The organism is Novosphingobium sp. 1529 (assembly GCF_040544855.1).
Classification (GTDB): domain Bacteria; phylum Pseudomonadota; class Alphaproteobacteria; order Sphingomonadales; family Sphingomonadaceae; genus Novosphingobium; species Novosphingobium capsulatum.
Window position 1 is genome coordinate 13,870 of record NZ_JBEPKW010000018.1, and the last position, 12,451, is coordinate 26,320.

General features: G+C 67.9%; 11 protein-coding genes. 5 read left to right on the top strand and 6 right to left on the bottom strand.

Annotated elements, in window-relative coordinates:
- Nucleotide 1: 1 nt before the first annotated feature.
- The 4 genes from ABIC78_RS20250 (at nucleotide 2) to ABIC78_RS20265 (ending at nucleotide 6,180) form a co-directional block, all read left to right on the top strand.
- Nucleotides 2-3,634, top strand: a complete 3,633-nt coding sequence (locus ABIC78_RS20250) for a cellulose biosynthesis protein BcsC (RefSeq protein WP_354491680.1) — start codon at nucleotides 2-4, stop codon at nucleotides 3,632-3,634.
- On the top strand, nucleotides 3,634-4,098 hold the full coding sequence (gene bcsD, locus ABIC78_RS20255) for a cellulose biosynthesis protein BcsD (RefSeq protein ID WP_022674485.1): 465 nt from the start codon (nucleotides 3,634-3,636) through the stop codon (nucleotides 4,096-4,098). The genes ABIC78_RS20250 and bcsD overlap by 1 nt, the downstream gene beginning before the upstream one ends.
- The gene (locus tag ABIC78_RS20260) at nucleotides 4,088-5,140 is read left to right on the top strand and encodes a family 8 glycosyl hydrolase (protein ID WP_022674484.1); all 1,053 of its coding nucleotides are present in this window, start codon (nucleotides 4,088-4,090) and stop codon (nucleotides 5,138-5,140) included. Before bcsD ends, ABIC78_RS20260 begins: the two co-directional genes overlap by 11 nt.
- A gap of 152 nt (nucleotides 5,141-5,292) precedes the next feature.
- Nucleotides 5,293-6,180 (top strand): LOG family protein, encoded by an 888-nt coding sequence (locus tag ABIC78_RS20265; RefSeq protein WP_022674483.1) that lies wholly within the window; start codon nucleotides 5,293-5,295, stop codon nucleotides 6,178-6,180.
- 1 nt (nucleotide 6,181) lies between these two features.
- Here ABIC78_RS20265 and thiD read toward each other — a convergent pair whose 3' ends face one another.
- The 6 genes from thiD to ftsE form a co-directional block, all read right to left on the bottom strand.
- Complete coding sequence (gene thiD, locus ABIC78_RS20270; RefSeq protein ID WP_107718655.1) at nucleotides 6,182-6,937, bottom strand: bifunctional hydroxymethylpyrimidine kinase/phosphomethylpyrimidine kinase; 756 nt, start codon at nucleotides 6,935-6,937, stop codon at nucleotides 6,182-6,184.
- A 10-nt stretch (nucleotides 6,938-6,947) separates the two neighbouring features.
- Nucleotides 6,948-8,216, bottom strand: a complete 1,269-nt coding sequence (locus tag ABIC78_RS20275) for an NRAMP family divalent metal transporter (protein WP_354491683.1) — start codon at nucleotides 8,214-8,216, stop codon at nucleotides 6,948-6,950.
- Between the two features lie 12 nt (nucleotides 8,217-8,228).
- Nucleotides 8,229-8,948, bottom strand: a complete 720-nt coding sequence (locus ABIC78_RS20280) for a lysophospholipid acyltransferase family protein (protein ID WP_022675361.1) — start codon at nucleotides 8,946-8,948, stop codon at nucleotides 8,229-8,231.
- Complete coding sequence (locus ABIC78_RS20285) at nucleotides 8,942-9,493, bottom strand: YdcF family protein (protein ID WP_107718657.1); 552 nt, start codon at nucleotides 9,491-9,493, stop codon at nucleotides 8,942-8,944. The genes ABIC78_RS20280 and ABIC78_RS20285 overlap by 7 nt, the downstream gene beginning before the upstream one ends.
- A 131-nt stretch (nucleotides 9,494-9,624) precedes the next feature.
- Nucleotides 9,625-10,554, bottom strand: coding sequence for a cell division protein FtsX (locus tag ABIC78_RS20290; RefSeq protein ID WP_354491685.1), 930 nt, complete (start codon nucleotides 10,552-10,554; stop codon nucleotides 9,625-9,627).
- Nucleotides 10,555-10,567: 13 nt separating this feature from the next.
- Entirely contained in the window at nucleotides 10,568-11,332 is a 765-nt protein-coding gene (gene ftsE / locus ABIC78_RS20295; protein WP_022675169.1) for a cell division ATP-binding protein FtsE, read from the bottom strand.
- Nucleotides 11,333-11,555: 223 nt separating this feature from the next.
- On the opposite strand from ftsE, the gene ABIC78_RS20300 reads away from it, so the two are divergent.
- Nucleotides 11,556-12,347 carry an MJ0042-type zinc finger domain-containing protein gene (locus tag ABIC78_RS20300; protein WP_354491688.1) on the top strand — a complete coding sequence of 264 codons (792 nt, stop codon included), beginning with the start codon at nucleotides 11,556-11,558 and terminating at the stop codon, nucleotides 12,345-12,347.
- The last annotated feature ends 104 nt before the right edge of the window (nucleotides 12,348-12,451 follow it).

The following is a 12,451-nucleotide window of genomic DNA, read 5'->3' on the forward strand; positions in this document are numbered from 1 at the left end:
GATGTCCGCGCCGCTGCCTTCTTCCCGTGCTGCTGTTGCCATCCTGCTGGCCTCGGGTGCCTCGCTGGCCTTGCCCCAGGTGGCATTTGCCGATGTGCCCGGGGTAAAGGCCCTGATTGCACAGGGGCTCTACTGGAAGGGCAAGGGGCGCCAGGATCTGGCGGATCAGGCCCTGCGCCGCGCGCTGGCGCTTGATCCCGGCAATGTCGAGGCGCGCCGCGCTCTGGCCGGGGGTGGAGCGCCCGCCGCTGCACCCAAGGCGCAGCCTGCCAAGCAGCCCGCAGCCAAGCCGGCCCCGCGCCCGACGGTGGCGCGGGCTGCGCCGCGCCCGCAGCCGCGCCCGGCCGAGCGTGTGGCGGAAAAGGCGCCGCCACCTGCGGCCAACCCGCGCCAGCGCGCCGCCGACAATGCCGGCAAGCAGCGCATGGCCGGGTTCGATGCACTGGATGACAACAACCTGGATGCGGCCGCCAGCCGTTTCCAGAAGGCGCTGGGCGTCAACCGCAACGATGGCGATGCGCTGGGTGGCCTGGGCATCGTGCGCCTGCGCCAAAGCCGCTTTGCCGAAGCGCGCGATCTGTTGGAACAGGCCTCGCGCCAGCCCAATCCGGGCCGCTGGGCCGAGGCGCTGTCTGCTGCGCGGTTCTATGCCGGCATGGACGAGGCGCGCAATCTTCTCGCGCGTGGCCAGACCGACCAGGCACAGGCTGCGGCCGAGGCGCTGGTGCGCTCTGGCTTTGGCCAGCCGGGGCCGGCGCTGGAACTGCTCGCCGATATCTATGAACGCCAGGGCCGCTATGCCGACGCGGCCGATTTCTATCGCCAGGCCGGCGAGGTGAGCGGCACGCAGACCGACCAGCGCCTGCAGAGCCGCGCCGCGCGTGGCCGCGCGCTGGCCGCCGTGGCCCGCGGCGATGACGTGACCGCCGAACAGGAATTCCAGGGCGGCCTGATGCTCGACCAGAGCGATCCTTGGATCCGCTATGAATTCGCGCGCTTCCTGATCCGCCATGGCCGCAGCGTCGAAGCCGAATCGCTGATCAATACGCTGACCCAGTCGGGTGATCCCGATGCGCTTTACGCCGCCGCGCTGATCGATTCCGATCTGGGCCGCCATGCTGCCGCCGAATCGCTGATCGATCGCATTCCCGAAACCCAGCGCACCCCGGCGATGCGCAACTTTGCCCTGGGCGTGAAGACCGACAGCGCGATCGAGCGGGCCAAGGCCATGGCCGCCGGCGGCCAGCGCGAGCAGGCCGTGGCGGCGCTGCGCCAACTGGGTGCGATCAAGACTCTGCCGGCCGCACGTCGTGCCGCGATTGCCAGCGCGCTCTATGACTTGGGCGATGGCGTGGGCGCCGGGCAATATGCCCAGGCGGCGATGAGCGGCGATATTGCCGATCTCGACGGCTATGACGCGGTGGTTCGCGTGCTGGCCAAGACCGGCCGCGATGATCTGGCCCGTGCGGCCCTGCAAAAAGCGGCGGCGCTGGGCAATACTTCACCCGAAGGCCAGCGCACCTTGGCGCGCATGTCGGCCGGGCTGGCAGTGGGCCAGGCCGATCGCCTGCGCCTCAACGGCCAGTTTGCCCAGGCGTTCGACGTGCTGCGCGGCGCCTGGGGTGCTGCGCCCGACAACCTGGAAATCATGGCGGCGCTGGCCCGGCTCTATCAATCGGGCGGCATGGCCGCGCGCGCGGCGCAGACTTTCCAGATCGTGCTGACGCGTGACGGGCGCAACCGCGATGCCCTGCTCGGCCTGGCGCAGACCGCCCAGGCCGCTGGCGACAAAGAACTGTCGCAAAGCGCGGCCAACCGCGCGCTGCAGGCCTTCCCGCAGGATTACCAGGTGCGCATGACTCTGGCCCAGGTGGCCCAGGCGCGCGGCGATCGCAGCGCTGCGGTGCGCCTGCTCAAGGAAGCGCGCGCGCTCTATTCGCGGCAAAGCGGCAGCAATGGCATCGATGCCTTTGGCGGCAATCCTTTTGCCGCCGATCCGATGGGCGTGGGCACGGGCAACCCGTTCCGCGATCAGCCGGCGATGCAGGCCCAGCCGCAGATCAATCCCTTTGCCCTGGGCAGCGGCACGCGCCTGCCCAGCGCGCAGATGGTGCCGATGAACAACGGCTTCGGCGCGCCCCCGGCCTATGCCGCACCCGCCAGCTATGCTGCGCCATCCTATGGCAACACGCCGGCCTATGCCACGCCGGTGGCGCAGAACGGTGGCTCGATCATGGATGGTGCGGGTGGTGGTTATGCCACGCCGGCCGCCCAGAATTCCTATCAGGCCCAGAATTCCTACCCGGCCCAGAACACCTATCCGTCGCAACCTGCCTATCCGGCGCAGGGCACTTATGGCGCGCTGCCAAGCCCGGCCTTTGGCGGGCAGGGCTTTGGCACGGCGCCCGCGCCTGTCGGTTCCTCGCCGTTTGGCGATGCGGCAGCGCCATTGGCGGCTGGCGGCCCGGTCGATCCGGTGATGGCCAAGATTTCGGGCGATATCGCCTCGCTCACGCGTGAAAGCGGGCCGCGGGTCGATCTTGGCACCTCGTATCGCGAGCGCAAGGGCGAGACCGGGCTTTCGCAATTGAGCGACCTGCGCGGCTCTGCCGAGATTTCCACCGGGCTCGCCGGTGGCCGCGTGCATGCCCGCGCCGAAGCGGTGGTGCTCGATTCCGGCCGACCGACCGGATCGGGCTTGGCGCGCTTTGGCACCAATGCCACGATCGAGGCGCAGGCCATCGTGGCGCAGAAAGCCTCTGCCCTGGTCCAGGCCGATACCCAGCACCGTTCGGGCGTGGGGCTGAGCGTGGGCTATGACAGCAGTGTGGTTCATGCCGATGTCGGCACGACGCCGCTGGGCATGGGCAAGACGCAGGTCTCGTTCCATGCTGGCGTCACGCCGGGCCTGGGCAATGGCGTGCAGGCGCAGGCCTGGGTGGAACGCCGCCCGGTAACCGACAGCGTGATCGCCTATGCCGGCACGCGCGATCCGGTCACGGGGCAGACCTGGGGCCATGTCATGCGGCTGGGCGGCGGCGCCGGACTGTCGGTCGATCGCAACGGCAGCGGCGCCTACGGCACGGTTGCCTACAACCGCTACAACGGCATCAACGTGCGCAAGAACCATGGCGTGGAAGCCAACGTGGGCGGCTATCTGCGGGTCTATCGCACCGAGCATTCGTCGCTGACCAGCGGGATCAACGTCAACTACCAGTCGTACGACAACCCGCAGAACTACTTCACCTATGGCCACGGTGGCTATTTCAGCCCGCAAAGCTTCCTCTCGGTCAGCTTTCCGGTGCGCTATGCCCTGGACAAGGACCAACTGGCTGTGCGTGCCGCGGTCACCCCGGGCTATCAGAGCTATAACCAGAAAGACGCCGCGCTCTATCCCACCAACGATCCGCTGCAGGCCCAGCTCAACGCGCTCAAGGCCCAGGATAGCGACGTGCGCGCGCGGTATGACAGCCTCAGCAAGACCGGCTTCGCGCTCTCGGCCGAAGGATCGGTCTATTACCAGATCAGCCCGTCGACCCGCATCGGGGGCGAGGCCAGTTACAATACCTTTGGCAGCTATGACGAGCTTCGCTCGACCATCGGCATCCGCCAGAGTTTGGGAGCGACCAAATAATGTTTGAGGACCCGAAGACACCGCGCGTGTCCAGCGCGTTCCGAGCTTCGCCACCGGCCGGTGCCAGCTTTCTGGTGGCCATGATCGCGCGCGAGCTGTCGAGCGCGGCGACCGAAGAGCAGAGCCATGGCTTCTATGCCGCGGTGGGCAAGCGGATCGCCGCGGTGGTGCCGCTCGATGACGTGGAAGACCTGGGCACGATGACCACGCGCATCAATGCGCTGTGGGCCACGCTGGGCTGGGGCAGCGCCGTGGTGACGGTGGAAGACAGCGCCATCGTGGTGCGCCAGGACGGCCTCTATCCCGAAACCGAGGCCGAGATCGCCGAGCCGTGGAAAGCACTGCTGCCGCCCTTGATGGAGGGCACCTATGATACTTGGTTCCGCATGATGGGCAGCAGCATTGCCCTGACGACCACGGCCGAATGGAAGGGACATACGCTTGCAATCAGACATGGCCGCTGATCGGATGAAGCGCCCGGCCGGCGCCGGGCAGAGTGAAGGAATTGATCGGCGTGGGTTCGGGTTCGGGTTGCTGGTGGCACTGACCGCCGCCTGCGCCCCGGGGCGACAGAGCAAGGCCATGGCCAGCAACGGCGATTGGGAAACGTTCAAGGCCCGCTTTCTCGATCCCTCGGGCCGGATCGTCGATCCGCAGAACGGCGGGATCAGCCACAGCGAAGGGCAAAGCTATGGCCTGGTCCTGGCCCTGGAGGCGGGCGACCGTGCCACGTTCGAGCTGATCGCCGACTGGACCAACGACAACCTGCTGCGCAGCGACGTGGCCCTGCACGCGTGGCGGTACGATCCGTCAAATCCTGACCACGTGCCCGATCGCAACAATGCCGCCGATGGCGATATCATGATCGCCTGGGCGTTGCAGCGCGCCGGGCAGCGCTGGGGCGTGGGGGAATGGCGCACGCGCTCTGCCGCGATCCGCGCCGCCATCCGCCAGCGCCTGGTGGTCGATCGCTTTGGCATGAAGCTGCTGTTGCCCGGGCTGGAAGGGTTTCAGGCCAATGGGCGCGTCATCGTCAATCCATCCTATTTCATCTGGCCTGCGTTCACGAGCTTTGCCGAATGGGATGGGCCGGGCGTGTGGCAGGCGCTGGCCGATGATGCCACCGCGATCGTGTCACAGGCGCGCTTTGGCCAATATGGCCTGCCGGCCGACTGGGTGGAGGTGGCCGGCCCGGGCCGCTTTGCCCCGGCCCCCGGCCACGATCCGCGCTTTGGCTTTGACGCGATCCGCGTGCCGCTGTTCGCGCTTGCCGGCCATCGCGCCAGCCTGGTCCAGCCGGTGGCCAATTTCTGGCGGCAGTGCCTGGCGCAGGGGCAGCCGATCCCGGCGTGGATCGATCTCAATACCGGGGAGCGCGCCTCGTTTGCCGTATCGAACGGCGGCGCGGCAATCGCCAGCAAGCTGATCGGCACGCGCCCGCCGCTGGGCCTGGCACCGGAATACTTTGGCGCGGCGCTGCAGATGCTGGTGGGTGCGCTGACCTGAACGAGGCGGCCTTGGGGGCTGGCCTGGCCGCCCCCACCCTGGTTTGCCAGAACATGGTTTGCCCGAACGTGGTTTCCAGGGGCCCAAGCAACCCACCGAAACAAACGCGGATGGGCTTGCCAACCACGCCGCGCACGCCCACTTTGCGGCAAATGACCGAAGAAGAAATCAACAACCAGCTCGTCAATCGTAAGTTCTACAAGGCCGAGCAGGAAGCCGGGTTCGCGCAAAGCCACCCCAAGACCACCCCCCAGCAGCAGGACCCGGCCTATCGCCTCGCGTTTGGCGATACCGACTTCCTGTTGCGCGAGGAACTGCGCCCGGTGCGCTTTCAGCTGGAACTGCTCAAGGCAGAAATGCTGCTGGAAGAGGCCGATATCGGCTCTACCCTGGTGATCTACGGCTCAGCCCGCATTCCCGCGCCCGAAGCGGTCGATGCCGCGCTGGCGACGGCCACCACGCCCGAACGCAAGGCCGTGGTCGAGCGGCTGGCCAGCAAGGCCAAGTATTATGAAGAGGCGCGCAAGCTGGCGCGCTATGCCTCCACCTGCGGCGTCGTGGAAGAAGGCAAGCGCCAGTTCGTGGTCTGCTCGGGCGGGGGCCCGTCAATCATGGAAGCGGCCAACCGCGGCGCGGTGGACGTGGGCGCGGATTCGATCGGCCTCAACATCGTGCTGCCGCACGAACAGGCGCCCAACCCCTATGTGACGCCGCACCTGTCTTTCCAGTTCCACTATTTCGCGCTGCGCAAGATGCACTTCCTGATGCGCGCGCGCGCCGTGGCGGTGTTCCCCGGCGGCTTTGGCACGTTCGACGAATTCTTCGAACTGCTCACCCTGATCCAGACCGGCAAGATGAAGCCGATCCCCGTGCTGCTGTTCGGGGCGGATTACTGGAACAAGGTGATCAACTTCCGCGCCATTGCCGAGGAAGGCGTGATCAACTTCGAGGATCTCGACCTGTTCAAGCCGGTGGAAACCGCCGAGGAAGCCTGGAACGAGATCGTCAAGTTCTACGACCTCGACTGCGGTTGCGAGTAACCTAAACCCGCACCGCGTGATGGCCCATCGGGCCGTGCCCGGCGCCAAGCCCGGGCGCGGCCAGCAGCGCCGCGCGGACAAAGGCGCGGGCGCGGTCCACCGCCTGTTCCAGGCTGGCCCCGCGCCCCAGTTCGGTGGCGATCGCGCTCGACAGAGTGCAGCCCGTGCCGTGGCTGTGGCGCGTGGCAATGCGCGGCGCTTGCCACAGGCGCGGCGGCTGGCCGGGAATGACCAGGCGGTCTTCCACCACTGGCCCATCGGCATCGCCGCCCTTGGCGAGATAGGCGATGCCCCGCGCCGCCATGGCGGCGTCACCGCCCAGCGCGGCCAGTTCCGGCACGTTGGGCGTGGTGAGCGTGGCGAGCGCCATCAGGCGTTCGAATGCGGCGATCGTGGCGGCATCGGCCAGTGCCGCCCCGCTGGTGGCGATCATCACCGGATCGAACACCACCGGCACGCCCAGCCCTTCCAGCCGATCGGCCACTACTGCGGCAATTTGCGGCGATCCGAGCATGCCGATCTTGACCGCGTCCACGCCGATATCGCTGGCGCAGGCATCGATCTGCGCGGCGACCATCTCCGGCGTGGTCGCGGCCACGGCAGTGACGCCCAGTGTGTTCTGCGCGGTCAGCGCGCAGATCGCCGTCATGGCAAAGCCACCGAGCATGGTAATGGTCTTGATATCGGCCTGGATGCCGGCGCCGCCGCCGGAATCCGAACCGGCGATGGACAGGATGCGCGGGGGCGGGCTGGTCATCGCGGGTCTTTCACGCAAACAGGAACAGGACGGCCACCACCGTCATCGCCACGGTGGCCAGCCAGCCCACGGCCGCCAGCCGGCGCGAGATGACCAGGTGACCCATGGCGCGCGGATTGCGGGCGATCAGCATCGTCACCACCATCAGCGGCGGGGCGAGCAAGCCATTGATCACCGCCGTCCAATAGAGCGCCCGCATCGGGTTGATGCCGATGACGTTGATGGCCAGGCCCGCGAACGTGGCCAGCGCGATGGCAATGTAAAAGGCGCGCGCCTCACGCGGGGCGCGGTCGAGCCCTTCGTTCCAGCGCAAGGCCTCGCTCAGCGCATAGGCGGCAGAGCCGGCCAGCACCGGCACCGCCAGCAGCCCGGTGCCGATGATGCCCAGCGCGAACAGTGCAAAGGCCAGATCGCCGGCAAACGGCCGAAGCGCCATGGCCGCCTGATCGGCCGAGGTGATGTCGGTAATGCCATGGGCGTTGAGCGTGGCGGCGGTCGCCACGATGATGGCGAGCGCGGTAACGTTGGAAAAGCCCATGCCCACCAGCGTATCGGCGCGAATGCGGCGCAATTCCGGCGCGGCCCGGCGCGGGGCATCGTGCAGCGGCCGCGCCTGGCGGCGGCGCAATTCCTCCACCTCTTGCCCGGCCTGCCAGAAAAACAGGTAGGGGCTGATCGTGGTGCCCAACAGCGCCACCAGGCCCGACAGGAACGCATGGTCAAGCTGCACTGTGGGCACGACCACGTGATAGAGCGCGTCACCCCAATCCATCGGGGTGACGATCAGCACCGCGATATAGGCAAACAGCGACAGCGTGGTCCATTTGAGCCAGCCGGCATAGCGGGCATAGGGCACGAACACTTCGGCCAGCACGCTGATCACGGCAAAGCCGAGGGTATAGAGCGGCAGCGGCCCCGGCAGCAGCAGGTGCAGCGCTGCAGCCATCGCGCCCAGGTCTGCCCCCAGGTTGATCACGTTGGCCACCACCAGCAGGGCGATCACGCCCGGCAGCAGCCAGCGCGGGTAGTGGCGCCGCACGTTGTCGGCAATGCCGCGCCCCGTCGTGGCGCCGATGCGCGCGCAGATTTCCTGGATTGCGGCCATCAGCGGATAGCTGAACAGCATGGTCCAGGTCAGCGTGTGGCCAAACTGCGCGCCCACCTGGCTATAGGTGCCGATGCCGCTGGGATCGTCATCGGCCGCGCCGGTGATCAGGCCGGGGCCCAACGAGGTCATCAGCGACTTGGCCGGGGCATCCGGTTCTGGCGGCACGGTCATGCGTGGCGGCGCTCAGGCAGTGGGGGCGGTGATGGCGTCAAGCACACGGGCCTCGATCTCTTCACGCGGCAGGCCGGGGGGAATGGTTTCGCCAATGACATAGCGAATGGTGCCGCGTCGCTTCCACACGCGGTGATACAGGGCGCCGCTATGCACCGCCACCGGAACCACCGGTAGTGACAACAACTTGTATATCCCGGCAAAACCCGATTGCAGCGGATAGCGCTGCCCCACTGGCACGCGCGTGCCTTCGGGAAAGATCGCCAGGGGGCGCCCTTCGGCCAGGCGGGCGCGGGCATGGGTCAGCATGGCACGCAGCGTCTTGGCGCCGGCCTCGCGCTCCACCCCGATCAGGCCATAGGCCCAGCCGGCGCGGCCCCACACGGGAATGCGCATCAGCTCGATCTTGGCAAAGATGCAGGGGCGGTGCAGCACTTGCGGCAGGTCGATCGCCTCGAAAAAGCTTTCATGGCGCAGAGCATAGAACACGCCTTCCTGCGGCGGCGTGCCCACCACTTCCACACGGATGCCCAGCACATGGCGCACCAGCGCGCGGTGCACGCCGGTCCACGCCTGAACCATGGCAAAGACGCCGCGCGGCGCCACGATCAGCACGATCGCCAACACCAGCAGCAGCAGCACGGTAAAGCCATAGAACGCGGCATAGAACACCAGGCTGCGCACGATTTCGGCAAGTGTAGGGGAACGGTCTTCCACGGCGCTTGTCACCATCCTGCCAGCCACGCCACCATGCGGGCCAGCAGCTTGTTGTATTCCAGGAACAGGATCTTGAGGCTGGGGCGCGAGGGCACGGCATCGCGCACGATCACCAGGCCCTTGGGCGCCACGACCCACAGATCGAACGTGGCGCGGCGCATGTGCCAGTCGGTGGTGACCAGGCGCACCGAATGGATCTTGTGCCGGGCGATCCAGGCGGCGGCCTCGTGCGCGTTGGAGCGGGTATCGACCGAATCAAAGCCCAGCGTGATGCAGCAATCGAGTCGCGCGGGATCGACCTTGTATTCGGCGGCAAATTCGGCCGGCCGGACCTGGCGATCGACACCGCTGACCAGCAGGGTCTGCGCCTTGCCGGCCTGCAGCATGGCCAAGGCACGAGGAATGCGGCCGCCGCCACCGGTCAGCACCACGATGCCATCGGTGCGCGTGCCATCGGGCGCCGGCTGCGGCAGGAACCACGCAAACCACAGGAAACCCAGCATCCACAGCAGGATCAGCGCCGAACCCAGGCGGCGAAACAGGCCCGGCGGCTTTCTCATGCCCACGGCTTTCGCATGCCGCAGGGCTTTCTCACGATCGTGCGGCGCGTGCCGGCGTGCGGTGTGGTCATGGTTGGGGGCTGCTGCATGGCTGGGGCGTTATGGGGGGCAATATGGGGACGGTCACGCGATCATACCATGCGCCGCAAGGCGGCAAGAACGGTAAGTCGGGCTGTCAGCATCACCAGCAGCACGCCGGCGATGGGAATACCGGCCAGCGCGACCCAGTCGGTCCAGGCGAGCGAGCCTTGCGCGACCATGCCCGAACCCAGCGCGGCAAACTGGCGCGCCAGGCCCAGCACGGTAACGACGCCGGCAAGCAGGCCAACCAGGCCGCCCATCGCTGCGTCCGTCGCCATGGAACGCTGGAACACCCGCGCGATCTGCACGTCGGTGGCGCCCAGCATATGGACGATCTCGATCGTTTCGCGATGGGTGCCCAGCGCATTGCGCGACGCCAGCAGCACGGCGGAAACCGTGGCAAAGGCGAACAGCGCGATCAGGCCGCCGGCCGCCCATTGCAAGGCACCAATGGCGCGGAACACCGGGGCCAGCCAGCTTGACTGCGCATCGATCCGCGCCGCCGGGGCCGTGGCGGCCAAGGCCTTGCGCAGCAGATCGAGCCGCGCCGGCGTGGCCGTGCCGGCCAGGCGCACGTCGATCAGTGCCGGGATCGGCAGATCGTCCAGATCGTCGCCCGCACGGGTGCCCAGCCAGGGTTCGACCAAGGCATCGAGCTGATCCTGCGGCACGGCTGCGGCACTGATCACGCCGGGGGCGTGGCGCAGCACCGCCAGCGCCGCATCGGCCTGGCGCTGGCGCTGGGCGGGCGCGGCCGAGACGATCTGCACCGTCACCCCGCCTTCCAGATCGGCGCTGGCCGCCTGCGCGGCATGGCGCAGCGCCAGGGCGCTGGCCGCGGCCACCACGGTCAGCGCGATCATGATCGCGATCACCCACGGCATCGGGCCCGATAGGCGCGCCTCGGGCAGCAGGCGGGATTCGCCTTCGCCACCCAGGGCGCGCAGCGTGCGGGGCAGGGCGCTGGCCAAACGCTTCATGGGGTATGCCGTTTCATGGCAGGCCACCATCGCCCATCGGGCCATCGCCATTGCCGCCGGTGTCGACCGGACGGCGCGGGGGATAGCGCAGCGCGCCGGTGGGATCGGCCAGCTTGCCCTTGTCCAGCCGCATGATCAGCGAATCGGGCACCTTGCGGATCAGGTGCAGGTCGTGCGTCGCGACCACCACCGTAGTGCCCAGGCGGTTGAGGCTTTCGAACAGGCGTAGCAGCTTGATCGCCATCTCCGGATCGACGTTGCCGGTCGGCTCGTCGGCCACCAGGATATCGGGACGGGCGATGACGGCGCGGGCGATCGCCACGCGCTGCTGCTCCCCACCCGAAAGCGTGGCCGGCCGCGCCTGGAATCGATCGCCCAGCCCGACCCATTCGAGCATGTCGGACACCGGCTTGGCGATGTCCTTTTCGCTTTGCCCGGCCACGCGCAGCGGCAGGGCCACGTTGTCCCACGCCGAAAGGTGCGGGACCAGGCGGAAATCCTGGAAGACCACGCCGATGCGGCGGCGAAAGCCGGGCAGGCGTTCGCGCGGCAGGGTGATGGCATCGGTGCCGAACATGCGGATCAACCCGCGCGAGGGGCGCTGCGCCAGATAGAGCAGCTTGAGCAGGCTGGTCTTGCCTGCGCCGCTGGCGCCGGTGAGAAAGTAGAAGCAGCCGGGATAGAGCGTGAACGAGACATCGGCCAGCACTTCGCGGCCGGCGCCATACCGCAGCCCGACATTGTCGAACTGGACAATCTCGGCGGCGGCTTGGTTCATGGCAGAAAGATCGGGCCCCGTTCGCGTGTTTGGTCGTGCGCCATGCCCGCCTACCATGTCGGCGCGGGGGCCGTTTGGCAATGTCCCGCATGGGCGGTTTGGTGCGTCGCGCGATGGCAAGGGCGCCTATACGCGTCAATGCATGTGGAAAAAAGGGCGCATGGGCGATTTGCCCCCTTGCACCCTATTGTTTCAGCCCCTCTCGGCATGCTTAGACCGTTTTATGATAATCGCCTGTCCCGCCTGTGCGACGCGCTATGTCGTCCCCGACAGTGCGATCGGCGTGGACGGCCGTACCGTGCGCTGTGCCAAGTGCCGGCACAGCTGGTTCCAGGCCGGCCCCGAACTCCCGCCGCGCCCGTCGGAGCAAGCCACGCCGCCCGAAACTGCCGCTGTCGAAACGGTGCCTCCGCCGTCGGCTCCGCCGCCGCCGCCCGCTGCGCCAGTGCAGCCGGCCGCGCCGGTTGCGGTAGAGGAAGCGCCCCCGGCGCCCGCCCCACGGGCAGAGCCGCCCCGCGCGCAGGCCCCCACGGCCGAATACGTCTCGCCGGTATCGAGCTTCGAACACCAGCCCCCGTTCCGCCCGCGCCGCAACCCGGCGCGGCTGTGGACGGCCGCGGGCATTACCTTTGCTCTGGCCGTGGCGGCGATGATCGGCCTGGTTTCGTGGCTGGGCCTGCCCGATTGGTTGCCGGTCAACCGGCCCACATTCGGCAACGGCCGCCCCGATCTGGTCCTTTCGTTTCCGCCCGCGCGGCAGGACCGCCGCACCTTGAGCAACGGCACCGCCTATTTCGGCGCCAGCGGCACCGTCACCAACGTGGGCAAAGACTTGCGCGAAGTGCCGCCGATCCTGATCGTGCTGCGCGACGCGCAGAACCGCATCGTCTATACCTGGGACGTCGCCCCGCCCAAGGACAAGCTGCGCCCGGGCGAAAGCGTGACGATCAACGAAGCGGTAACCGACGTTCCCAAGAGCGCGCGCTCAGCCGAAATCGGCTGGAAACCGGAATAGGCATGCAGGCCCCGGCCGCACGCCGGGGCAGCAACGACCGGCTGGGGATAAAAAAGTGCAACCGCCCTGTTGCAGCCCCCCAAAACCCCTGCTAGGGGCGCGCT

Coding starts and splice junctions, on each gene's coding strand:
- ABIC78_RS20250 (WP_354491680.1), top strand. CDS start 2: ATGTCCGCGCCGCTGCCTTCTTCCCGTGCTGCTGTTGCCATCCTGCTG.
- bcsD (WP_022674485.1), top strand. CDS start 3,634: ATGTTTGAGGACCCGAAGACACCGCGCGTGTCCAGCGCGTTCCGAGCT.
- ABIC78_RS20260 (WP_022674484.1), top strand. CDS start 4,088: ATGGCCGCTGATCGGATGAAGCGCCCGGCCGGCGCCGGGCAGAGTGAA.
- ABIC78_RS20265 (WP_022674483.1), top strand. CDS start 5,293: ATGACCGAAGAAGAAATCAACAACCAGCTCGTCAATCGTAAGTTCTAC.
- thiD (WP_107718655.1), bottom strand. CDS start 6,937: ATGACCAGCCCGCCCCCGCGCATCCTGTCCATCGCCGGTTCGGATTCC.
- ABIC78_RS20275 (WP_354491683.1), bottom strand. CDS start 8,216: ATGACCGTGCCGCCAGAACCGGATGCCCCGGCCAAGTCGCTGATGACC.
- ABIC78_RS20280 (WP_022675361.1), bottom strand. CDS start 8,948: ATGGTGACAAGCGCCGTGGAAGACCGTTCCCCTACACTTGCCGAAATC.
- ABIC78_RS20285 (WP_107718657.1), bottom strand. CDS start 9,493: ATGAGAAAGCCGCCGGGCCTGTTTCGCCGCCTGGGTTCGGCGCTGATC.
- ABIC78_RS20290 (WP_354491685.1), bottom strand. CDS start 10,554: ATGAAGCGTTTGGCCAGCGCCCTGCCCCGCACGCTGCGCGCCCTGGGT.
- ftsE (WP_022675169.1), bottom strand. CDS start 11,332: ATGAACCAAGCCGCCGCCGAGATTGTCCAGTTCGACAATGTCGGGCTG.
- ABIC78_RS20300 (WP_354491688.1), top strand. CDS start 11,556: ATGATAATCGCCTGTCCCGCCTGTGCGACGCGCTATGTCGTCCCCGAC.